General features: G+C 69.2%; 18 protein-coding genes. 8 read left to right on the forward strand and 10 right to left on the reverse strand.

The features are described 5' to 3' along the window. Positions 1 to 22: 22 nt before the first annotated feature. Entirely contained in the window at positions 23 to 853 is an 831-nt protein-coding gene (locus CP968_RS01240; protein ID WP_150516217.1) for an aldo/keto reductase, read from the forward strand. A gap of 201 nt (positions 854 to 1,054) precedes the next feature. Here the strand turns inward: CP968_RS01240 and CP968_RS01245 are convergent, their stop codons facing one another. Further along, on the reverse strand, positions 1,055 to 1,936 hold the full coding sequence (locus CP968_RS01245) for an NAD(P)-dependent oxidoreductase (RefSeq protein ID WP_150516218.1): 882 nt from the start codon (positions 1,934 to 1,936) through the stop codon (positions 1,055 to 1,057). A 96-nt stretch (positions 1,937 to 2,032) separates the two neighbouring features. Between CP968_RS01245 and CP968_RS01250 the strand changes: the two genes are divergently transcribed. Next, positions 2,033 to 2,440: a winged helix-turn-helix transcriptional regulator gene (locus CP968_RS01250; RefSeq protein ID WP_150516219.1), complete on the forward strand. Its 408-nt coding sequence runs from the start codon at positions 2,033 to 2,035 to the stop codon at positions 2,438 to 2,440. A gap of 730 nt (positions 2,441 to 3,170) precedes the next feature. After that, positions 3,171 to 5,759, forward strand: coding sequence for a collagenase (locus CP968_RS01255; RefSeq protein WP_150516220.1), 2,589 nt, complete (start codon positions 3,171 to 3,173; stop codon positions 5,757 to 5,759). Positions 5,760 to 5,942: 183 nt separating this feature from the next. On the opposite strand, the gene CP968_RS01260 is transcribed toward CP968_RS01255, so the two are convergent. Together CP968_RS01260 and CP968_RS01265 are read right to left on the reverse strand one after the other, a co-directional pair. After that, the gene (locus tag CP968_RS01260; protein ID WP_150516221.1) at positions 5,943 to 6,935 is read right to left on the reverse strand and encodes a LysR family transcriptional regulator; all 993 of its coding nucleotides are present in this window, start codon (positions 6,933 to 6,935) and stop codon (positions 5,943 to 5,945) included. Positions 6,936 to 7,580: 645 nt separating this feature from the next. Next, complete coding sequence (locus CP968_RS01265) at positions 7,581 to 8,444, reverse strand: helix-turn-helix transcriptional regulator (RefSeq protein ID WP_150516222.1); 864 nt, start codon at positions 8,442 to 8,444, stop codon at positions 7,581 to 7,583. 103 nt (positions 8,445 to 8,547) lie between these two features. Here CP968_RS01265 and CP968_RS01270 point away from each other — a divergent pair, with 103 nt between their 5' ends. Then, positions 8,548 to 10,071, forward strand: coding sequence for an MFS transporter (locus CP968_RS01270; RefSeq protein ID WP_150516223.1), 1,524 nt, complete (start codon positions 8,548 to 8,550; stop codon positions 10,069 to 10,071). 272 nt (positions 10,072 to 10,343) lie between these two features. Here the strand turns inward: CP968_RS01270 and CP968_RS01275 are convergent, their stop codons facing one another. From CP968_RS01275 to CP968_RS01295, 5 genes are all read right to left on the reverse strand, one after another. Next, on the reverse strand, positions 10,344 to 11,123 hold the full coding sequence (locus CP968_RS01275) for a class I SAM-dependent methyltransferase (protein WP_150516224.1): 780 nt from the start codon (positions 11,121 to 11,123) through the stop codon (positions 10,344 to 10,346). A gap of 14 nt (positions 11,124 to 11,137) precedes the next feature. After that, positions 11,138 to 12,358, reverse strand: a complete 1,221-nt coding sequence (locus tag CP968_RS01280; protein WP_150516225.1) for a cytochrome P450 — start codon at positions 12,356 to 12,358, stop codon at positions 11,138 to 11,140. Beyond that, entirely contained in the window at positions 12,355 to 13,032 is a 678-nt protein-coding gene (locus CP968_RS01285; RefSeq protein WP_150516226.1) for a tRNA-dependent cyclodipeptide synthase, read from the reverse strand. Before CP968_RS01285 ends, CP968_RS01280 begins: the two co-directional genes overlap by 4 nt. A gap of 351 nt (positions 13,033 to 13,383) precedes the next feature. Then, on the reverse strand, positions 13,384 to 13,938 hold the full coding sequence (locus CP968_RS01290; protein WP_150516227.1) for an EF-hand domain-containing protein: 555 nt from the start codon (positions 13,936 to 13,938) through the stop codon (positions 13,384 to 13,386). Positions 13,939 to 14,317: 379 nt separating this feature from the next. Next, the gene (locus CP968_RS01295; protein WP_150516228.1) at positions 14,318 to 15,457 is read right to left on the reverse strand and encodes a PucR family transcriptional regulator; all 1,140 of its coding nucleotides are present in this window, start codon (positions 15,455 to 15,457) and stop codon (positions 14,318 to 14,320) included. A gap of 87 nt (positions 15,458 to 15,544) precedes the next feature. Here CP968_RS01295 and CP968_RS01300 point away from each other — a divergent pair, with 87 nt between their 5' ends. Beyond that, complete coding sequence (locus CP968_RS01300; RefSeq protein ID WP_150516229.1) at positions 15,545 to 16,600, forward strand: ferredoxin reductase; 1,056 nt, start codon at positions 15,545 to 15,547, stop codon at positions 16,598 to 16,600. A 7-nt stretch (positions 16,601 to 16,607) separates the two neighbouring features. Beyond that, positions 16,608 to 17,726 (forward strand): fatty acid desaturase family protein, encoded by a 1,119-nt coding sequence (locus CP968_RS01305; protein WP_150516230.1) that lies wholly within the window; start codon positions 16,608 to 16,610, stop codon positions 17,724 to 17,726. A gap of 204 nt (positions 17,727 to 17,930) precedes the next feature. Here the strand turns inward: CP968_RS01305 and CP968_RS01310 are convergent, their stop codons facing one another. Next, the gene (locus tag CP968_RS01310) at positions 17,931 to 18,569 is read right to left on the reverse strand and encodes a PadR family transcriptional regulator (RefSeq protein WP_150516231.1); all 639 of its coding nucleotides are present in this window, start codon (positions 18,567 to 18,569) and stop codon (positions 17,931 to 17,933) included. Positions 18,570 to 18,733: 164 nt separating this feature from the next. Here CP968_RS01310 and CP968_RS01315 point away from each other — a divergent pair, with 164 nt between their 5' ends. Together CP968_RS01315 and CP968_RS01320 are read left to right on the forward strand one after the other, a co-directional pair. Then, complete coding sequence (locus CP968_RS01315) at positions 18,734 to 19,672, forward strand: ATP-binding cassette domain-containing protein (RefSeq protein WP_150516232.1); 939 nt, start codon at positions 18,734 to 18,736, stop codon at positions 19,670 to 19,672. Continuing rightward, positions 19,669 to 20,493, forward strand: coding sequence for an ABC transporter permease (locus CP968_RS01320; protein ID WP_150516233.1), 825 nt, complete (start codon positions 19,669 to 19,671; stop codon positions 20,491 to 20,493). Before CP968_RS01315 ends, CP968_RS01320 begins: the two co-directional genes overlap by 4 nt. Positions 20,494 to 21,625: 1,132 nt before the next feature. Here the strand turns inward: CP968_RS01320 and CP968_RS35265 are convergent. Further along, entirely contained in the window at positions 21,626 to 22,048 is a 423-nt protein-coding gene (locus CP968_RS35265; protein ID WP_306419939.1) for a DUF6087 family protein, read from the reverse strand. Between the last annotated feature and the right edge of the window lie 130 nt (positions 22,049 to 22,178).

Below are 22,178 nucleotides of genomic sequence, written 5' to 3' on the forward strand. Positions count from 1 at the left end.
GACGTACCCGGAAGGATCACGCATGCGGACACTGACCCTCGGCAATGGCGTGTCCGTCCCCCGGCTCGGCCTCGGCGTCTGGCCGCTGACGGACGCCCAGGCGTACACCGCCGTCTCGCACGCCCTGGCATGCGGCTACCGGCACTTCGACACCGCCCGGGTGTACGACAACGAGGCGGGCGTCGGCCGTGCGATCCGCGATGCGGGGATCCCGCGGCAGGACGTCTTCCTCACCACCAAACTCTGGAACGCCGACCAAGGCCACGACGCCGCGCTGCGGGCCTTCGATACCACCCTCCAGCGCCTCGGCACGGACTACGTCGACCTCTACCTGATCCACTGGCCCGTTCCGGAACAGGACCTGTACGTCGAGTCCTACCGGGCACTCGAACGGATCCACCGCGACGGACGCGCCCGGGCGATCGGCGTCTCCAACTTCACCGCCGCGACCCTCGGGCGCCTGCTGAACCGAACCGACGTCGTTCCCGCCCTCAACCAGATCGAGCTGCATCCCTACTTCCAGCAGAACCGCATGCGGGAGTTCTGTGCCCGGAGGTCCATCACCACCGGTGCGTGGAGCCCGCTGGCGCAGGGCGGTGCGCTGCTCGACGAGCCCGCGCTCCTGCGCCTCGCCGAGCAGCACGGGAAGACCGCCGCCCAGGTCGTCATCCGCTGGCACCTCCAACTCGGCCATGTGGTGATCCCCCGATCCGTGAACCCGTCCCGGATCGAGGAGAACATCGACGTCTTCGACTTCCGGCTCGGCCCCGAGGAGATGCGCGCGATCGCCGCCCTCGACGACGACGACGGCCGGATCGGCCCCGACCCGGACGCGTCCGGCCGGCGCGGCTGACGTACTTCGATGCCTCCGGGCGGCAGCCGGCAGGCCTGACTCTGCCAGGGCGTCGTGGGCCTGGTCCTTGCCGAAGCCTGTGCCCCTGCCGAGCCGGGTTCTGGCAGACCGCGACTGCGCGGCTCGGCGCCCGGGACCTCCGCGGCCCCGCGTCGCAGGGTGTGCCGTGGGAGCCCGGTGGCCCAGGCGGCACGTGGCCGGTCAGTGCACCAGCAGGTCGATCACGCCCGTCAGGTCTTCCTCGCCGCTGCCCTCGGCCAGGCGGCGCCGCATCAGCTCGAAGTAGGGGCTGAGCAGTTCCGGGCTGACCCCCTGCTGCTCGGCGGTGCTCAGGAAGGTCGGTGTGCCGGCCACCTGCATGGCGAGGTTGGAGACGACACCCGTGGTGTAGTCACCGCTGCGCAGCTGGTCGGCGGTCTGGTGAACTGCCGGGGCCATCGCGACGAGCCAGTCGGCGAGCAGCGGGGCGAGCGCCGCGGGGTCGATGTCCTCCTTGTGGATCAGGGCGAAGGCATGCGCGGCCCCGGCGAACATCCCGTACATGGCGCTGAGCAGGGCCACGTCGTGCAGGGCAGCGAATCCCGCGTCCTCGCCGACGTAGGTGGTGCCGAGGGGGACGCCCAGGGTCTGCCGGTGCCGCTCGAACAGCTCTGGCGAGCCGCTGTAGAAGACGTAACCGCCGGCTTCCGGGACTCCGATCATGGGAGGGACGGCCATGATCCCGCCGTCCAGGTAGCGGGCGCCGCGCTCGCGGGCCCACTCGGCGCGGGCGCGGGCCTGGGCAGGGGTGCTGGTGGTCAGGTTGACCAGGTCCTTGTCGGCCAGGTCGGTGCCGGCCAGCACCTCGTCGACCGAGGCGTCGTCCAACAGGCAAACCACGACCAGAGTGTTCGCTGCGACCGCCTCAGCGGCAGTGTCCGCGGCCCCTGCCCCCTCGGCGCCGAGCGCCGTGGTGTGGGCCGGGGTGCGGTTCCAGACGGTGAGCGGGTGGCCGGCGGCAAGCCAGGTACGGGCCAGCGCGGTGCCCATCGCGCCGAGGCCCAACAGCGTGACGGGTGTCTTCTCAACAGTGTTCTGTGCCATGCCGATTAGGCTGGGCTCAAGTCCCGGGGTGATCAAGTACGCACTTGGCAGTGGGTGGTTACCCCGAGGTGAGCGAGCACGTCGGAAGGGTGGGGCATGACAACGCTGAACCGGCCGGGCACACCAGACGGACACGTCTGCGGGATCGACACCGCGATGGAGGTGATCGGCGGCAAGTGGAAGGTGCTGATCCTCTGGGCGCTCCACGAGCACCCCTGCCGTCGCTTCGGCGAGCTGCGTCGATTGCTTCCGGGTATCACCGAGAAGGTGCTGGCCTCTCACCTGCGTGAGCTGGAAGCGGACGGTGTCGTACATCGGGTCTCCTACGACGAGGTGCCGCCTCGCGTCGAGTACTCGCTGACCGAGGACGGCAAGCGTCTCAACGACGCGCTCCAGCCGCTGGCCGCCTGGGGTCGCGAGCGGCCGACCAGTCGAGGACCGGAGGAAAAGACAGGCCAGGGGCCAGGGCCTGTTGTGAACGTCCTGCTCGCAGCCACTCGGTGATGGCCGCGACGAGCACCGTGGCCTCGTAGCGGAGGGCGAGCCTGTCGTATCGAGTGGCCACTTCGATGAGCTGCTCGGCCATCTTCGGCTCCTTGGCCGAGGCCTTGGTCTGGTACGGGTCGACAGGTTCATGTCGGCCGGCCCGGGGTCGGTCGGGGCGGGGCCGTGTGGTGCACGGTTCCTCCAAGGCGATGGGCAGAAGCCCTTCACCTGGACCGAGTACGCATTCGAGGCCGATCCGGACACCGCACCCCAACGCTGCGCAATCCCTTGACTGTTGGGGGTGCTGGTGCGTCGATCCGGTTGCCCTCGGACAGCGAGGTCGGTCGTAGCCGACCCCGGTCCTGGCCGGTGGTTCAGCCCGTGCGGGCGGTGACGTTCGTCACCTCGTGTCTTATGCCTGCTCCGGCGGAACTGTTATGCCCCTGCCGCCTGGGAAGACGGAGCCGGACTGGTAGGGCTGCTCCGCCTTCCGACCAGGCCGTTCTTGCCCTACGCCAGCTCAGGGCGGGCGCTGCTGCACACCCGTTGGCAACCCTGCGTTCCCTCAGACGGCTTCCCTGTGCCATGTCACCTGTGCAATGGTCCGAATTGCAGGGCGTGGTCATGCCAAGCCGGGCGGCCCTTCTGCATCCCGTCACGTCGTCCGCATGGTCTTCCCGCTGTCCATGCCCTCTCCCCCACCCCGTCGGTCGCGTCCCGCGCGACCGGATTCCTCATGGGAGGCACAGTGAGAACGTCACTTGTCCGACGAAGTCTGGGCGCGGCGCTGCCGCTGACCCTGACCCTCGCCATGGGCATCGGCCTGCTGACTCAGCCGGCCGGCGCAACCGAGAACACCGAGCCGGCAGCACGCATCACGGCGGAAGGCCCGGATCGGGCTGAACCCGCGCCCGTCGGGCGGCACACCGCAGCCGAGACCGAGCACGTCGCGAAGGGGCGCCTGAAGGCATCCCAGCTGCCGCCCCTGGCCGCGAGCAAGGACGCTCTCAAGGAGGAGTACGGCAAGGCCGCCACACCACCTGTGCCCCCCTCCAACTCGCCGGAGGAGGCGCTCGGAAATACGGCCGGAGAGGAGAGCGCTGCAGCCTGCAGTGTCTCCGACTTCACAAGCCGCACCGGCAGCGCGCTGGTCCAGCAGATCAAGGCGTCCACGCTCGACTGCGTCAACACGCTGTTCAACCTGACCGGAAACGACGCCTACTACGCCTTCCGCGAGGCGCAGATGAGCACCGTCGCCTACGCCCTGCGTGACGGTTCGGCGTCGTACCCCGGCGACTCCAGCACCGGTATGCCGCAGCTCGTGCTCTACCTGCGCGCCGGCTACTACGTCCACTACTACAACGCCGGCACGGTCGGCTCCTACGGCAGCGGCCTGCAGACCGCCATCCGCGCGGGACTCGACGCCTTTTTCGCCAGCGCCCACTCCCGCGACGTCACGGACGCCAACGGCGAGACGCTCTCCGAGGCCGTCACGCTGATCGACAGTGCCGAGGAGAACGCCCGCTACATCTACGTCGTCAAGCGGATGCTGGCGGACTACAACTCCTCCTGGAACACCTCCTGGGGGATGCTCAACGCGATCAACAACGTCTACACCGTGACCTTCCGCGGCCACCAGGTACCCGCGTTCGTCACCGCAGTCCAGTCCGACCCCAGCCTGGTCGACGCGCTCTACAGCTTCGCCTCCGGCCACGTGTCGCTGCTGGGGACGGACCAGTCCTATCTGACGTCCAACGCCGGGCGAGAGCTCGGCAGGTTTCTGCAGCATCCTGCACTGCAGTCGAAGGTCCGCCCTCTGGCCAACGGTCTGCTGACCGCCAGCTCGATCAAGGGCATTACCGCACCGCTCTGGGTCGGCGTGGCCGAGATGACCGACTACTACGACAAGGCCAACTGCTCCTACTACGGCACCTGCGACCTGCAGTCGCAGCTGGCGAACTCGGTACTTACGGTGACCTACCCCTGCAGCTCCAGCATCACCATCAAGGCCCAGCAGATGACCTCGACCGAGCTGTCGTCGAGCTGCTCCAGCCTGCGCAGCCAGGACGCGTACTTCCACAACATCGTCCGTGACGACGGCCCGGTCGCCAACGACAGCAACAGCGCCATCGAGGTCGTGGTCTTCGACTCCAGCACCGACTACCAGACCTACGCGGGCGCCATGTACGGAATCGACACCAACAACGGCGGCATGTACCTGGAGGGAGACCCGGCGGCGGCCGGCAATCAGCCCCGGTTCATCGCCTACGAGGCCGAGTGGGTGCGCCCGACCTTTCAGATCTGGAACCTCAACCACGAGTACACGCACTACCTCGACGGCCGCTTCGACATGTACGGCGACTTCGACGCCAACCTCACCACCCCGACCATCTGGTGGATCGAAGGCTTCGCGGAATACGTCTCCTACTCCTACCGCGGTGTCCCCTACGCCGAGGCGATGACGGAGGCGGGCCGTCGCACCTACACCCTGAGCACCCTCTTCGACACCACCTACAGCAACGACACCACACGCATCTACCGCTGGGGCTACCTAGCCTCCCGGTACATGATCGAGAACCACCGCGCGGACATGGACACGGTCCTCGGCTACTACCGCTCCGGCAACTGGAGCGCCGCCCGCACCTACCTGACCAGCACCATAGGCACTCGCTACAACAACGACTGGAACACCTGGCTGGCAGGCTGCGCGGCCGGCAAGTGCGGCGGGGGCACCAACCCGCCCGGCAACCAGGCACCCACCGCCGCGTTCACCACGGCCGTGCAAGGCCTGAAGGCCGCCTTCACCGACCAGTCCACCGACGCAGACGGCACCATCGCCTCCAGGTCCTGGAACTTCGGCGACGGCACCACCTCCACCACCACCAGCCCCAGCAAGACCTACAGCTCCGCCGGAACCTACACGGTGAAGCTCACGGTCACCGACGACAAGGGGGCCACCGCCACTGCCACAAGGACCGTCACCGTCGGCAGCGGAGGAGACACCGGCACCGAGTGCACCGGCACCGATGCCAGGGAGTTGGGCCAGGACTGCCAGCGCAGCAACCAGTCCGCCACCGCCGGGAACTACGCCTACCTCTACCTCTACGTCCCGGCCGGCACCACCCAGCTGAAAATCACCAGCACGGGAGGCACGGGCGACGCAGACCTGTACTACAGCCACAGCGGCTGGCCCGGCACCACCAGCTACACGCAGCGTTCCACGGGCGCCGGCAACAGCCACACCCTGACCATCGCCAACCCGCCGGCCGGCGCGAACTACATCAGCCTGTACGCCGTGAACAGCTTCAGCGGCGTCACCGTCACCACCGGCTACTGACACACGGGCACCACGAGGAACCACATCTCCACCACGGCCCGGGACGGCTCCCCCCGTCCCGGGCATTCACCCGGGGCGGCGGGGGTGCGCCCCCTGTACGGACCGGCCGAGGGAAAGCAGGAACACCTTGTCCCGGACCGGCCGTGTGTACCGCCGCAAGCCTCCGCGAAACGCCACTGCTCATCAAACCGGGCCAGGAGGCGTCCTTCGGGTTCCGTCTGCCGGGCGGGGAGGTGCGTACGTACGAGTTACCCACTTCTGAAAGTGCGGAGCCTGAGCCAGCAGCTGACAGTGGGTGCGCACGGCATGATGGTGCACCGCCTCGACGACCGACGCGTCGACCAGGTCGCGGCGCCACAGGAGCAGATGACGCTGCCACAGGGGATCCCCCGCCAGGGGTCTGATCAGTACTCCTTCCACGGGACACACAGTGGGCTGAACGGCAGTCACTCCGAGACCTTTGGCGATCATCGACTGCAGTTGATCGAGCACATGAAACTCGTGCGTGACCGCAGGCGTGAAACCTGCGGCCTGGCAGGCGTCATAGAAGGCACCAGGCCACCCCACACCATCGTCGGAAGAAACGAACCAAGTCTCCTCGGAAAGCCCCTCCAAGGGAATTTCAAGGCGATGCCCCAGCGGATGTCCGGCAGGGGTGGCTACGAAGACCGGAACGGTTCTGATCGCACGATGATCCAACTTCGGAGAGTGCTGGACCGGCAACCCGGGATAGTCGCATCCCAGGCCGGCATCCAGTTCGCCGGCTTCCAGAAGGCTCAGGAGTTCCCCAGTGGCATACACACTGCTGACGGAGACGAAGAGATCCGGAAAAGCCTCGCGCAGAGAGTCCAGCAGCACAGGCACCACGGGTGTATTGATGGCACCGAGGCGAAGTCGCCGTGTCGTAGCAGGCGTGCGCGAGTGCCGGAGGCGAGTGAGATTGTCCGCGAGCACCAGAATTTCACGGGCCTGGCCGACGACGTGCGCACCATAGGCCGTGAGTTCCATACCAGCGCTGCTGCGCATGAACACTCCCTCGCCGAGCATCCCCTCGATGCGGCGCAATTGCGTGCTCATGGCTGGCTGGGTGTATCCGAGCGCGGCAGCCGCCCGGCCGACACCCCCCAGGTCCGCTATCGCACACAACACGCGCAAGTGGCGCAACTCCAGCTCCATGAGGGCCCCTCACTCCGGGTGAACAGAGTTCCATTATGCGCCGGCAAGGAGGGGTGGGATCCCCGTCACAGGCGTGCTTTTCGGGGCATCTCATATCGGACAACGAGGTTTATGGGCAAGTCCAGTGATCCGATACATGACCCGGCCTGGTGTTCCGCAGCGACCATCATGCACGTCTCGAATTTTCGCATTGATCGGCAGATGCGACTGCGAAATCCGAAGCGCCCCGCCACCGAGGAGCAACATCACAGCCCCGGGCGGCAAGCGCTGCTGGGCGGTTCTTCCCGTGAGGACGGTGGCCGATCGTGCTGACGAGGTGGCGCCGCATGAGGACCAGGGCAACCACTGCGCCGTGGATCAGGCACGTTGGTCACTGTCTTCGACAGGAGGAGAGCTGCCGGCGAGCATGTTCCCGTCCTCGTAAGGCCTCCGCCACTCCGTTGACCAAGCACGTTCTTGGCCGAGCGTGGCGAGCGGCTCCCGCTGCTCCCCCGCCGGTTTCCCGAATCCCCGGCGCTGCGCGGTAGACCAGCGGTCGAGGTCCTCGCCGTCCTCGACGTCCTCGACGCGGAGGCCGGGACCGGTCGGGATCGGGACGATCGCCCCCCCGGTCGTGGCGGTCTTCCCTCCGCCGCCCGAGGTTCCTCACGGGCCGGAGCCGGTCCCGACCGCGCCGCCCCGGCGTTGTAGGACGCGCAACGCCCGACCGGAGGCGGGGTCGTTGGGGGTGTAGATCTCGACCCGGTGGTCGGGACTGTCGGGCTGGAGCCACACCTGGTAGTCCACGTCCATCTCGCCGACGGTCGGGTGCCGTAGGCGCATGGTCCCGACGGTGCAGTCCGACACGTCGCCGGTGGCCCACAGTCCGGCGAACTCGGCGCTGCGCATGCTGAGTTCGCCGATCAGCTCCGCCAGCCGGGAGTCGGTGGGGTAGCGGCCCGCCGTGAGGCGCAGGTACGCGACGTGGACGCGGGCGAGTTCGCTCCAGTTGAGGTGCGTGGCGCGGGTGTGGGGATCGAGGAAGAACATCCGCGGGACCGACGGCCGCCGCCGCGCGTCCCGGGGCGCCTCGTAGGGGACGTGCTCGGCGACGAGCGCGTGCCCGGTGCGGTTCCACGCCAGTACGTCTCCCCGCCTGCCGAGCACCACGGCGGGGGTGGCCTCGCCGAGGGAGTCCAGGAGGGCGAGGACGCGCGGGTGGGGCTCCTCGCCGGGCGGTTCGCCCAGACCGGACCGCCCGGAGTGCCGGGCGAGATTGTGCAGGTGGACGGTCTCCACCCGGTCGAGCAGGAGCACCCGGGCGAGCGCGTCGAGCACCTGCCCCGAAGCGGTGTCGGCCAGCCCCTGTTCGAGGCGGGTGTAGTACCCCGCGCTCACGCCGGCAAGCTGGGCGAGCTCTTCGCGCCTGAGCCCCGGGACCCGGCGGGACGCGCCGTAGGTGCGCAGACCGATCTCGGCCGGCGTGACCCGGTCGCGCCGGGTCTTGAGGAACGTTGCGAGGCTTTCCATGCAGCCGAGCCTAGGATGTCGTCCGGCCCCGTGGGTGTACCCGTCGGGTGTACCCACGGGACGGGGATGGTTGTCGACCGCGCCCTGCCGGACCGTCGACACCATGACTCGACAACGTACGTGCGACACCCCCGGACCGCGGGCATGGCTCGGGCTCGTGGTGGTCCTCGGCCCGGTCCTCCTCGTCTCCATGGACGGATCGATCCTGTTCCTGGCGATGCCGCGGATCGGCCGGGCCCTCTCGCCCAGCGCCGACCAGGCGTTGTGGATCCTGGACGTCTACGGCTTCGCCGTCGGCTCCCTACTGGTCGCCTTCGGCGGGATCGGCGACCGCTACGGTCGGCTGAGGCTCCTGATGGCCGGCGCGACCGCGTTCGGATTCGGATCCGCCGGCGCGGCCTTCGCGCCGACCCCCGAACTCCTCATCGCCTGCCGGGCGCTCATGGGCGTGGCGGGCGCGACCCTGCTGCCCTCGGCGCTGGCCGTGCTGAGCGAACTGTTCCCCGACCCCCGGCACCGGGCGCGGGCCATCGGACTCTTCGCCGCCGCCTTCGCGGCCGGGTTCGCCATCGGCCCGATCGTGGGCGGCATCCTCCTCGGCCGCTTCTGGTGGGGCTCGGTCTTCCTCGTCAACCTCCCCGTCATCCTCCTGTTCCTGCTGTTCGCGCCGGTCCTCCTGCGCGAGGTCGCAGCGAGCGGGACGGGACGCGTCGACCCGCCCAGCCTCGTGGCCTCCGCCGGTGGCCTGCTGCTCACGGTCCACGTGGTCAAGCAGTGGGCCGCGGAAGGCGCATCGGCCCTGGCGATCGTCACGATGCTCCTCGGCATCGCGGTGCTGGCCTGGTTCGTCCGGCGCCAACAGCGCCTCGAACACCCGCTGATCGACTTCTCCCTCTTCCGTGACCGGGTGTTCACGATCGCGATCATCACCGGCCTGCTGCCGCTGGCCGCGTGGTCGGCGACGGCGTTCCTGACCGGCGTCCACCTCCAGTCGGTACTGGGCCTGAGCGTCCTGCACGCGGCGCTCTTGGCGCTCCCCGGCGCGGTGGTCCTCACGGTCACCTGCGCGCTCACGCCGGTCGTCGTCGAGCGCATCGGCAGGAAGGCGGCGCTCGTCGCCTGCCACTTCTCCATCGCCGCCGGTCTGTTGCTGCTCCTTCCCACCACGACCACGGACGGGGCCGGTTGGTACGTCGCCTCGACCGCGCTCGCCGGCGTGGGATACGGCATCTCCTTCAGCGTCGTCGCGGACACCGCCGTCGGCGCGGTCCCCGCGGAGCGGGCCGGATCGGCCGGAGCGATCGCCGAGACCGGCAACGAGATCGGCAACGCCCTCGGCATCGCGGTCCTCGGCTCGCTCGCCGCGGCGCTCTACCGCCTCCAGGGCCCGGACCTCGCCCCCACCCTCGACGAGACCCTCGCACTCCCCGCCCTCGCACCGGCCGTCGTCCAAGACGCGAAGGCGGCCTTCCTCACCGGCCTGCACGTGGTCGTGTGGGTCGCCGGCCTGCTGCACGCCGCGCTCGGAGCCACCACCCTGCGCCTACTCCGAGGGGCGGGATCCGGTAAGGAGCGTGACGCGAGTTCCCGGTCGGCCTTCACCGGGTGGCGTGACCCAAGTAGATGAAGTCCTCATGGGAAAGGCGTCTTCCCGTGCGGGTTGCCCTCCTGTCCCGCACCGCCCCACGTCGCACCGCCCGTTGACATGGCCTCGATATCGCGGCCGGGTGCAGGCCGCAAGGCGCCTTTCGTGATCTTCAGCCGAAGAGGCGCTCGCACACGGTCGCGGTCGAAGGAATGGGGGACGGGCTCGTAGACGTCCGTTGTGATGGGACAGTCATCGGCGATTCCCAGGAGGGCCTGGCGCCGGTTCTCGTCGGCGCGAACCGGCGCTTCGTGTCAGTGGGCACTGATGATCAGTGCGTGGGGGTGGGTGAGGTAGTCCGACCAGTGCGCGTCGGTTTCGGTGGTGTGGAGGGTGGGGGCGCTCCAGCTGATGTCGGTGAATCCCGCTTCTCGGAGTGCACTTTGGTGGGCGTGGCGGGACCAGCGGTGGGCGGTGGCCGTGAAGGTGTTGGTGCCCACCCAGGTGTTCAGTTCGACCAGGTGGCCGTCTGGCGGTTCTGTGGATTCGTCGTGGCGTGGGGTGACGTCGTGTCGTGGGGTGACGTCGTGGCGTGGGATGAGGGTGAAGCCGTAGGGCCGGTAGTAGTCGGGGGCGGTGGCGAAGTCGGGGTTGAGGGTGGCTGCGATGAAACGGCCGCCCGGGGTCAGGAGGGTGCGGGCGGTGCGGCAGATGTCGGTGAGCTGCCCCTGGGTGGAGGCGTAGGGCAGGACGTAGACGCAGACGACGGCGTCGAGACTCTGCGCCGGGAGGGGCGGGGGTTGGGAGATGTCGTGCAGGAGGTAGGTGATCCCGGTTCCTTCGGCCTGGTCGCGCTGTCGGGCGTGGGCGATCATTCCGGCGGACTGGTCCAGGCCGGTCACGGCCGAGGCTCCGCTCTTGGCAAGGACGCGCGCGTACAGGCCGGCGCCGCAGCCGAGGTCGGCCACCCGCTTGCCTCGGATGTCGCCGATGGCGGCGAGGACCGAGGGGATCTCGATGTGGCCGCGGAAGGGCAGCCCCGCTTCGCTGGCGTCGTACAGCTCGGCGGCTTGGTCGAAGGCTTGTGCGGGCATGGAGTGGTCCTCTCCTACCAGGCGACGGGCAGACAGACGGGGCGCACGAAGATGACGTCGTTGCGCCAGGGAACGTGGTGCTCGTCGACGGCCAGGTACAGCGTGGGGAAGCGTTCGAAAAGGGAACTCAGGGCAGCCCGGAGGTAGACGCGGGAGAACTGGGACCCCAGGCAGTAGTGGGGCCCGGCACCGAAGGTGGCCGCGGCGTCGGTCTTCCGGTGGATGTTGAACTTCTCGGGGCTGTTCACGTGTGCGGGGTCCCATGTGGCGGCTTGCATGGAGGCGACCACGGCCTCGCCGCGGCGGATGACCTGGCCGTGCAGTTCCACGTCCTCGGTGGCGACGACGGGGAACCCCAAGACCCCGTTGTGGTAGTAGCGCAGCACTTCCTCGGCCGCGCACGGCCACAGACGGGGATCGCCGAGGCACTCGTCGAGCTGCTTGCGGTGCAGCATGAGGATCATGGACCCGGTGGTGGTGGGTGCGACGACCGCGTCCGAGCCGGTGAAGAACAGCACGAAGGCCGTGCCGAACATCTCTTCCTCGGTGATGACACCGGTGTCGACGGCCTTCAGGAGGGCGCCCAGCGGATCATCGAGTGCAGGCCTGCGTCGGCGCACCTCGATGACCGCCGCGACGAATCTCTTGATCTCGTCGGTCTCGTTACCGGTTGCCTCGGGTCCGGCGAGGATGCTGGCACACGTCGGGAACAGGCGCTCGTGCGCGTCGTGGAGCTCGGGAGGAACCCCCAGGATCTCGCGCATCACGATGAGCTGGAGCCGGGCCGCATAGGCGGTGACGAGGTCGGTCGGGTTGGGCCCGGCCGCCATCTCCTCCAGCAGGCTGCCGGCCCGCTCACGGATCAGCGGAAGGTGTTTCTGCGTCGCCCGGCGGGTGAAGTAGGGGCTGACGACCTGCTTGACGCGGGTGTGGTCGGGCGGATCGAGGTTGAACAGGCCACGGCCGATGGTGGTCAGGTCATCGCCCGCGATGCGGGGTGTGCCGGGAGCCGCCAGGTTGCGGGAGAAGCGCGGGTCCGCGAACACCTGGGCGATGTCGTTCTTGCGGGTCAGCATCCACACCCGGTCCCCGCTGGGCATGGCCACCGGGCACACCGGCCGGTGCTTCTGCGCCCATCGGATCAGCGGCGGCAGCCTGCCCAGGTCCCCCAGCGCGAAGGGGTACCGCAGGGGAAGGTCCTGTTCGGTCCGGGCGCTGTGCTCCAGGATGCTCACGGTGTCTCGTCCTCCCAGGTGGCGATCGCGTACCGCTGCCCAGGGTGCGGAACGAGAGCCTTGCTCTCCCCGCTGACCAGCGGATGAACCAGCTCCATGTCGCGGTGGTAGAGGAACACGGAAGAGGAGACGTCGAAGATGCTGGGGCCCTCGGTCACGAGGGGCAGTTCGGCCAGGGCATAGCCCACGGCCAGATCGATCGCCGACTCGTCCGGGACGCTGCGCCCCGCCCCGCGGACCGCCTCGCGTGCGGTCCGCCTGCAGGCCCGCCTCACCACGGGGTCGGCCGCGTAGGCGAGCTGGACCCTGTGGCGGGCACGGGTGTAGGCGGGCCTGGCGTGCAGCTGGGTCCAGGTGTGGACGTGCCGCTCCGGCTGGACCATGCCGGCGTCCCGCAGCGCGCGCAGGGCCGGGTTGCGCAGTTGGGTCCCCGCCCGCCGCGCACGGTGGACCGCCTCACCGGTGGCGAAACCGGCGGCGACCAGGGTGTGCGCAGCCTCGTAACCCGGCGTGAAGACATCGACCCTCGGGAAACGAGCGTGCGCCCAGGTCACCAGAGCCTCGATGTACCGACGGCTGTACCGGCCGTTCCACGGGCTCAGACCGATCAGGGCGTGATCGCACTGATCGGGAAAGAACGTTTCACCCCCAGACAGCGGTGACAGAGAGAACATTCGCGCTCCTTCCCAGGAGGGAGATCGTCAACTGGATGGAGTCCACTGCCCGGACAGCTGTGAGGCCGCGCCACTCGGAAGCGGCAGACATCGAAGAGCCATGGGCCCCGCACCCCTCATGGGCACAGGGCCCCGGCCGCGTCGAGCGCGACCGCCCGGGCGGCCCGTGTCGCGCTTGCCGCGTCGCCCGCAGAGGTCCGACGTCGGCTTCGTCGTCCGAGAGCCTGGGAACTGACGTACGGGGCCAGCTCTTGTCACGCGGCGGTACTCCGAGCCCCCACCGGTTCGCGATGGGTCAACTGCGCGGGCGGTCCGATGCCCTCTGCGCCGACGACGCCGACCGGTCGGGTGTCAGACGCTCCGGTCGAGCGGCCCGAGCAGCCAGTTGCCCGGAGCATCGAGGTCGGCGCTGAGGTAGAACTCGGAGATCGCCTGCCGGTACTCCTCGTGGCTGATCACCCCGTCCCCGTCCCGGTCGAGCTTCTCGAAACCCGCCGCGGAGTTGACCGGGGAAACGCCCAGCCGGCCGGCCATACCCACGTACTCGTCCCGGCTCAGGACCCCGTCGCCGTCCGTGTCCAGCGCCTGCATCGTGGCATCGGCGATCGCGAGAATCGCACCGCTGAAGTGCTCGGGCGAGGTGACGTTGGCCTCCATCGCGGCGATGAACTCCGCACGCGAGACCTGGCCGTCGCCGTCGGTGTCGCCGTGCTTGAGGAGCAGCTGCCACCACTGCTCGAACGCGTCGCGCATCGCGGCAGTGCTCGCGGGGTCGTTGTCGGCCACCATCGCGAACAGGCCGGCCATCGCCAGAAGATCGTCCTGAGTGAGCTGGCCGTCCTTGCCCTGGTCGAACCAGTCGAAGAGGATGCTGAACTTCCGGCTCTTCACTGCGCTCGTCGTCATCCCGGCTCGCTCCTCGTTCCCGCAGGCCGCGCCCGACGCGCGGCGGCGTTCCGGACAGTAGGAGCAACCCGACCGCGAACACCAACCAGCCCCCGGTTCCCTCACCCGACTGGCCCAAGCCGAAGCGATAGAAGCCGTGTTCATACCGAATCCGCGGCCTGACCGAGCCGATGCGACTCCCTCTCCCCCGCACTCCGGGAACCGGGTTCGATCTCTGCTGCCGCCACGGTGCGCTCCGCTCGACATCTGGAAAGGGGGACTCGTGCGGCCGGGTTGAGGCCGCGAAACGATCTTGCCCACCCCGCGCGACACCACGCGGCGAAATCCGGCCACCGATCGGCACCCGGGAGAAGGGGCCGGTCGGCAGTCGACGTACGCGTCAGTCGATCTTGCGACCGAGCGCCAGCGTCAGTTCCAGGACCCGGTGCGGCGATGCGAGATCCGGAAACAGCTCCCGCAGCTGCGCCATCCGGTACCGGACCGTCTGGGGATGGACGAACAACGCCGCCGCCACCTCGTCCCTCCTGCCCTGGTGCAGCAGCCACGCCCGCAACGTCTCCTCCAGCCGCCGCGCCGTCGCGACGGGCAAGGTCTGCAACGGTGCGAGGGATCGGGCACGCAGGTCTGCGAACGCGTCCACGTCGGCGCTCAGCACCAGCTCGGGCAGGTGGTCTTCGGTGTCGCGGATATCAGAGGAGAGGGAGCGCGCGCGTACAGCTCGTGCGTACGAGGCGGACGCACGGGTCCATGGCCGGGCCGGGCCGACCACAGCGGTGCGGCCGGTCAGCTGCCGCAGGAGATGTGATCGATCGGCATCGGGGACGAGCAGCACACCGGTGGCGTCCGGCAGATCGTCGAGGACGAGCGTGCTCGGGTCGAGTACGCGGTAGGCAGGCCGAGCCTGGGCGGCCGGCAGCAGGACCGCGGTCAGCGAAACCGGCGGCTGCCATCCGGCCCGTTGACCAGAGGCCAGCAGCGTGTCCGGGCTCGCGCCGGCCAGGAGGTCGCGGGCCAGGTGTTCCAGGTGGCGCTCATGGGCCCTGCCCCGGGCGGCCAGTTCGTCGGCGTGGCCCGCGGCGCTCGCGGCAGAGAGCTCGTCGATGTAGGCGAAGGTCAGCTCGGCGAACTTGGCGACCTCGGCGGCAGGCAGACCGACGGGTACGGCACCCGCTGCCAGGCATCGCCAGGCTACGCGGGCGCCGACGCGGTAGGCGCCGAGTAGGGCGTCCATCGAACGGCCGTCGCGCACCTCGCCACGGCCCAGCTCGTAGGCCGCGTCACCGGCGTCGCCGCTCGTGGCGTTCCCGCTCGCGAGGTCCAGGTAGTGCCCCAGGGCGGTACGGACGGCTCGGCGGATGGTGGCGCCCATGTGGCCCGAGAGGGCGTTGGCATAGGGAGGTACCTCTTCGATGATCGCTTGGACGACCTCGTCGGCGGTGGTCTTCAGCGCGGCCCGAAGCGCGGTGACCGTCGTCTCATCCAGAGCCAGTTCGCTGGCCCTCCGGATCGCATGGCTCACGTTTTTGTTCCCTGCGCACAATTCGACTGAACAGATTTACGTCCTACGGTCAGGACTTTACCCCTTGCGGCACAGCAAGCTGGAGCCATGACGAGTGCAGCCCTCCGCAGCAGGGCGTGGAAACTGCTGGAGATGGTCACGACGCCGCTGCTGCCGTCGGACTACCTCGACCTGGTCAGCCCGCTGCGTGCGGGCGCCGACCTGCGTGGGCGCATCGAGGCCGTGCACCCCGAGACGGGTGACGCCGCGACTGTCGTGATCAGGCCGGGACGGGCCTGGCGCGGCCATACAGCCGGTCAGTACGTGCGTGTCGGGGTCGACGTCGACGGGGTGCGTCTGTGGCGTGCCTACTCGATCACCTCGCCGACACACCGCCAGGACGGCCGCATCACGATCACCGTGAAGGCGATCCCGGACGGCAAGGTCAGCAACCACCTGGTCCGCAGGGCGAAACCTGGCACGCTGGTCCAGCTCGATCATCCGGCCGGTGACTTCGTGCTGCCGCGGGACAAGCCCGCCAAGGTGCTGTACCTGACGGCCGGCAGCGGCATCACGCCCGTGATGGGCATGCTGCGCGACATCGAGTTCGACGATGTCGTCATGGTCCACTCTGCGCCACGGCCGCAAGACGTGATCTTCCGCGACGAACTGCATGACCTGGTCGCGGACGAGAAGATGCGGCTCACCGAGGTGCACACCGACACAGACGGCATGCTCGACATCGCCCGTCTCGACGAGCTCGTCCCCGACTGGGCCGAGCGCGAGACCTGGGCTTGCGGGCCGGCGGGCCTGCTGGACGCCGCCGAAGGGCACTGGACCGGACACGCCATACGAGAGCGCCTGCACACCGAACGCTTCCGCCCCGGCATCGTCGTCGCCGGAGACGGCGGCGAGGTCACGTTCAGCGCCACCGGCAAGACCGTCGACGCGAACGGCGCCACGCCGTTGCTGGACATCGGCGAGGAGGCCGGCGTGCTCATGCCCTCCGGGTGCCGCATGGGCATCTGCTTCGGCTGCGTCACACCGCTCAAGGCGGGCGCCGTCCGCGACCTGCGCACCGGCGAGATCACCGAGGCCGAGCCGGGCGTCCTCATCCAGACCTGCGTGTCCGCCGCTGCGGGCCCCTGCGACATCGAACGGTAGGAGCACCTTGACCGCCATCGACCCCACCGCCCACCTGACCTCGGAGCAGATCGAGGAGCTTGGCCGCGAGCTGGACGCGATCCGCGACGAGGTGATCGCCGACCGCGGCGAGAAGGACGCCGCCTACATCCGTAGGGTCGTCTCGGCGCAGCGCAGGCTGGAGCTGGTCAGCAGGGGCGTGCTGCTGTTCTCGATGTTCCCGCCCGCGTGGCTGCTCGGCACCGCCGGTCTGTCCGTGGCGAAGATCATGGACAACATGGAGATCGGTCACAACGTCCTGCACGGCCAATGGGACTGGATGCGAGACCCGAAGATCCACTCCACCACCTGGGAATGGGATCACGTCTCGCCGTCCGAGCAGTGGAAACACTCGCACAACGAGCTGCACCACACGTACACCAACGTGATCGGCAAGGACAACGACCTCGGCTACGGCATCATGCGCGTCGACGAGGACCAGAAGTGGCACCCGTTCCACCTCGGACAGCCGTTGTGGAACCTCATCAACGCCTGCTTCTTCGAGTACGGCATCGCCGCGTACGACCTGGAACTCGGCAAGAACCTGCACAAGCGCCGCCGCCGGACCCCGGAATTCCGCGCGCGGGCCAGGGCCGTGGGCCGCAAGATCCGCAAGCAGGTGCTCAAGGACTACGTGATCCACCCGCTGCTCTCGGGCCCGTCGTTCCTCCCCACGCTGGCCGCCACCTTCACCGCGAACCTGGTGCGCAACATCTGGTCCCACTCGGTGATCATGTGCGGGCACTTCCCCGAGGGCGTGCAGGTCTTCGAACGCCGGTCGATCAACGGCGAGACGCGCGGCCAGTGGTACCTGCGCCAGATGATGGGCTCGGCGAACATCAGCGGCAGCAGGGCCATGCACTTCATGACCGGCAACCTGTCGCACCAGATCGAGCACCATCTGTTCCCGGACCTGCCGAGCAACCGGTACGCCGAGGTCGCGGTGAAGGTACGCGCGCTGTTCGAGAAGTACGAGCTGGAGTACGTCACCGGGCCGCTGCCCACGCAGGTGTTCTCCGCGTGGCGGAAGGTGGTCCGGCTCTCGCTGCCGAACAAGAAGCCCAGGGTCGAAACGCCGGGTGGCCAGCAGGAGCTCGTCGCGCTCTGACTCCCGGGGATCGCTGCTCTCCCCCGACGAACCCGGCCGGGGCGCGGGTGGGGCGTCACCGCCGCCCACCCTGAGCGCACCAGCAAGCCGCCTCGATGACTCGCCCGTGGGCTGGTGGCGGGGTGGCAGGTCCTTGGCTGCCAGCCCTGTCGGGTCTGCCCGTGCGGGCGGCACCGGTACCGGTGCAGCCGCCAGGGTGGGCTGTCAGCGGTTGTCGTCGGGGTGCGGTCCCGTCGCGTAGGGGTTCGGCTCGTCGTCCGCGAGTACGCCCACGAAGGGTTCGCCCTCTCCCGCGAACGTGTACGCCCCGCCTTCGATCCGCTCGATGAGGCCGCGGGTCCACTCCGCGCCGGAGTCGGCTGTGTGCACCCACATGTTCATGATCTCGCCGATGTGCCCGAGCTGCTCGGGCCCGTTCTCCGGGACGTAGTACTCGGTGACCCTGGACCGCCACTGTTCGAGCCCCGCGATCCGCTGCTTGAGGAGCGCGATGGCCTCGTCACGGGGCAGGTCGACGATGAAACCGAGGCCGGCGGAGATCACATCGGACTTCTGCTCGTGCGAGCTCAGGGCTTCGCGGAGCAGCGTGAAGAACTCCTCGTTGCCCTTGTCGTTGATCTCGTACTCGACGCGGGGCGGGCCGCCCACCGTGCTGGGCGCGACCTCGTGCGCGACGAGGACTCCCTGTTTCGCCATCTGCTTGAGCGCGTGGTAGATCGAGCCCGGTTTGGCGTTGGTCCACTCGTGGGCGCCCCAGAATTCCAGGTCGTTGCGTACCTGGTAGCCGTGCGCACGGCCGTGCTGGCGGACCGCGCCGAGGACCAGTAGCCGGATCGCTGACATGGGCGTCTCCCTCCTAGATAATTTTGACTAGACTACCTCTATTTAAGCTTGACTAGTCGTGCAGCCCCTTGTGACTTGGCCATCTAATCAAGTTTGACTAACGGGCTGAGGTGTGTCGTCTCGGCCTCTCCCGTCAAGTTTGATCACTGACTGAGGAGGGTGTTGTGTCTGACCACGATCCGGCGATCGTCGTCGAAGGCCTGCGGAAGGCGTACGGGGAGAAGCCGGCTCTCGACGGCCTCGATCTCACGGTCCGAGCCGGGACCGTCCAGGGGATTCTCGGCCCGAACGGCGCCGGGAAGACCACGGCCGTCCGCATCATGGCCACTCTCCTGCGGCCCGACGAGGGACGCGTGACGGTGGCGGGCATCGACGCGAGGACCCGGGCCCACGAGGTGCGCTCGCGGATCGGGCTGCTCGGTCAGAACGCCGCCGTCGACGAGGAGCTCAGCGGCCGGCAGAACCTGGAGATTTTCGGCCGGCTGTACCGCCTCGGCGCGCGCCGGGCGGGCGCGCGGGCCGATGGGCTCCTGGAGCGGTTCGGGCTCGCGGACACCGGGACGAAGTCCATCGAGCAGTACAGCGGCGGAATGCGGCGGCGGCTCGACCTCGCGGCCTCGCTCATCTCCCAGCCGCAGGTCCTCTTCCTGGACGAACCCACCACCGGGCTCGACCCCCGGGGCCGCACCGAGGTGTGGAACGCGGTGCGCTCCCTGGTCGGCGGCGGCACGACCGTGCTGCTGACCACGCAGTACCTGGAGGAGGCCGACCAACTGGCCGACCAGATCGCGGTGATCGACCACGGGAAGGTCATCGCGGAGGGCACGGCGGACGAGCTGAAGACCAAGACGGGCGGCGACCGCATCGACGTGGTCCTCCACGACACGGCCCACCTTGCCCGCGCGGCCTCCCTCCTGCCCGGCGAAGTGGCGGTCGATGAGGACAGACGGATGCTCAGCGCCGCAGTCAGTGACCGGATGGCCGCGCTGACCGAGACCGTCCGGGCCCTGGAGGCGGCCGGTATCGAGGCGGAGGACATCGCGGTACGCCGGCCCACCCTCGACGAAGTCTTCATGCACCTGACGAAGGAGGACGCCGAATGAGCGCGACCCGCACCGTGAGCACCCCGCACGGCACGGGCTCACAGCTCAGCTGGGCGGCCGTCGACTCCTGGACGATGACCCGGCGCGAACTGGCCCACTGGACCCGCCAACCTGTCCAGGTCGTCGTCGGGCTGGTCTTCCCCGTGATGATGCTGCTGATGTTCGGCTACCTCATCGGCGGCGGACAGGGCGTCCAGGGCGACTTCACGTCCTACCTGGTCCCCGGCATGCTCACCATGACCATGGCCTTCGGCCTCGAAGCGACGATGCTCTCGGTCACCCAGGACCTCGGCAAGGGAGTCATCGACCGGTTCCGCTCGATGCCGATGAACTCCGGCGCCGTCCTCGTCGGCCGCAGCGTCGCCGACATGCTGCAGTCCGCGATCGGCCTCACCGTGATGATCGGCGTCGGATACGCGATCGGCTGGCGCTGGCACGAAGGCTTCGCCTCCTTCCTGGGAGCAGTGGGACTGCTGTTGCTCCTGCGGTTCGCGATGCTGTGGATCGGCATCCACCTCGCGATGGTCGCGGGCAAGCCCGAACTGGTGCAGGCCGTGCAGATCCTGGTCTGGCCGGTCAGCTTCCTCTCCAACGCCATCGCCTCACCCGAGTCGATGCCGTCCTGGCTCGGCGCGATCGTCGAATGGAACCCGATGTCGGCGACAGCCACCGCGGTACGCGGCCTGTTCGGCAACCCGGGCGCGGTCGGCGACTCCTGGGCCGCGACCCACGCACAACTCCTCGCCGTGGCCTGGCCGGTGGTCCTGATCGCGGTGTTCTTCCCGCTGGCGGTGCGGCGGTTCAAGGGTCTGAGCCGCTGATCAACCCCGGCCCCGGCCTCCCGATCCGGCTCGCGGATCGGGAGGCCGGGGCCGGGGCACGGCCGGCACCGGCCCACCGCACAACAGCCTTGGAGAACGACGGGCAAGGTTCAGCACACGCACATGCACACGCACACCCCCACGCCCCGGTCCTCTGTCCCGCATGCTGCCCACAGCCACGATCTGATCCGCGTGCACGGTGCGCGGGAGAACGATCTCAAGGACGGCGGAATCACCGGGCCTTGCGGCAGCGGCCGGCCCGCGTGTGGGTCGCCCGCGGCCGCGGTCGTGCCGCCCCCTCGCGTGGCCTGGTCCGGGCCGGGTCGTGCTGTTGCCGCCGGGCCGTGCGCCGCCGCCGGCTCTGGCCGAGCCGGCGGACGGACCTCCGGCGCCACGCCGCTGCCCGGGCCCGCCGGCCGCACCTTCATCTGCCCAGGGACCGTGCTCTCGTACCGGTCGAAGAACGAGGTGACCACCCCCGCCGCACCGGTCGGCGCCACCGCCGCTGGCGCCGCCACAACAGCGCCCGCCTGAACGGGCGGACCAGTAGACGCGGCTCCCCCGGCACTCGTTGCGGAGCAGGGCGCAAGGACCGCGCCCAAGGCGGTGAGGCGGGTGGGGCTGCGCAGGTGGCCTTTACGGGAAGCCTGCCATCGGCTCCACGCGCCCTGAGTTCCCCGAGCCCGCACCCCGCCCCCCATCATCTGCGTGGCCGCTCCCGCACCCCGGACAACAGCGCTCAGCCGACGCACCGTCACGGGGACGAAAACGTCCCGCGAAGCGGCCACCGGCATCCGAGCAAGACCCCTGAAGCCGGCCGGACGGGGACCCGGGGGCGGCGAGGACGAATGGTCCTCGGCGGTGTCTGAACCTCCGGCCGCGCGCCGCACGAACGGCTGGATCGCGCCTCCGGCTGCGGAGTGCATGGCGGTCTTTTCTGTGATGCCGAACAGACGCAGCAGCCTGAGCGGGTCGACCCCATCCGCTGCTTCGTTGAAGATGCGGTCCTGCCGCAGGCCGCTCAGGGTCAGCCGCGGGGAAGGGCTGCGCGCAGGGTGCCGATACTGACGGCCGGCCAACGGTGATGCCGGTAAGGCCTGGTTCCTGGTCCTGGTGGTCGTGTACGCGGGCATCATCCAGGGCCTGGGACGGCTGACCGGCGTGTCCTGCAACTCACAGCCCGCTGCTGGCTGGTGGCCGCTGCTGCTCGACCTCGCGTCCGCAGATCCTCGCGGCACGGCCGGGGATGCCCGCCGGCGGGCGCGGTGACGCACCGCGTGCCCTCGGCGTTGATCCGGCCGCGACGCATACAGCAGGCCTTCGCGGCGACCAGGCCGTCAACGAGCCCGACAGTCACCCACCGGCTCCCGTCCCACTCCTCGATCACCCGGGGCGCGCCCGGCTCGACGTGTACCCCGCGGTGCGGACCCGCCGTAAGCGGCACCGCCCGCAGCCTCCCCTTCGACCGGGCCCGGCACTCCCCGCGCCGTCGCGCCCGCATTCCGCCATGACCTGACAGCGAAATCGCCCCGCCCGCCCCATGGTCGACGATCATGGATGCCACGTCATCGCAGCCGAGACGGCGAGGCTGACAGCCCGTCGGCCGACTGGGCGCCGGAAACCCCGGGCGCGGGGTTCCCGGTCTCTGCCCGGACGGTCTCAACCAGAGGACGTTTAGGCCAAAT

It is taken from the genome of Streptomyces subrutilus, assembly GCF_008704535.1.
GTDB lineage: Bacteria > Actinomycetota > Actinomycetes > Streptomycetales > Streptomycetaceae > Streptomyces > Streptomyces subrutilus.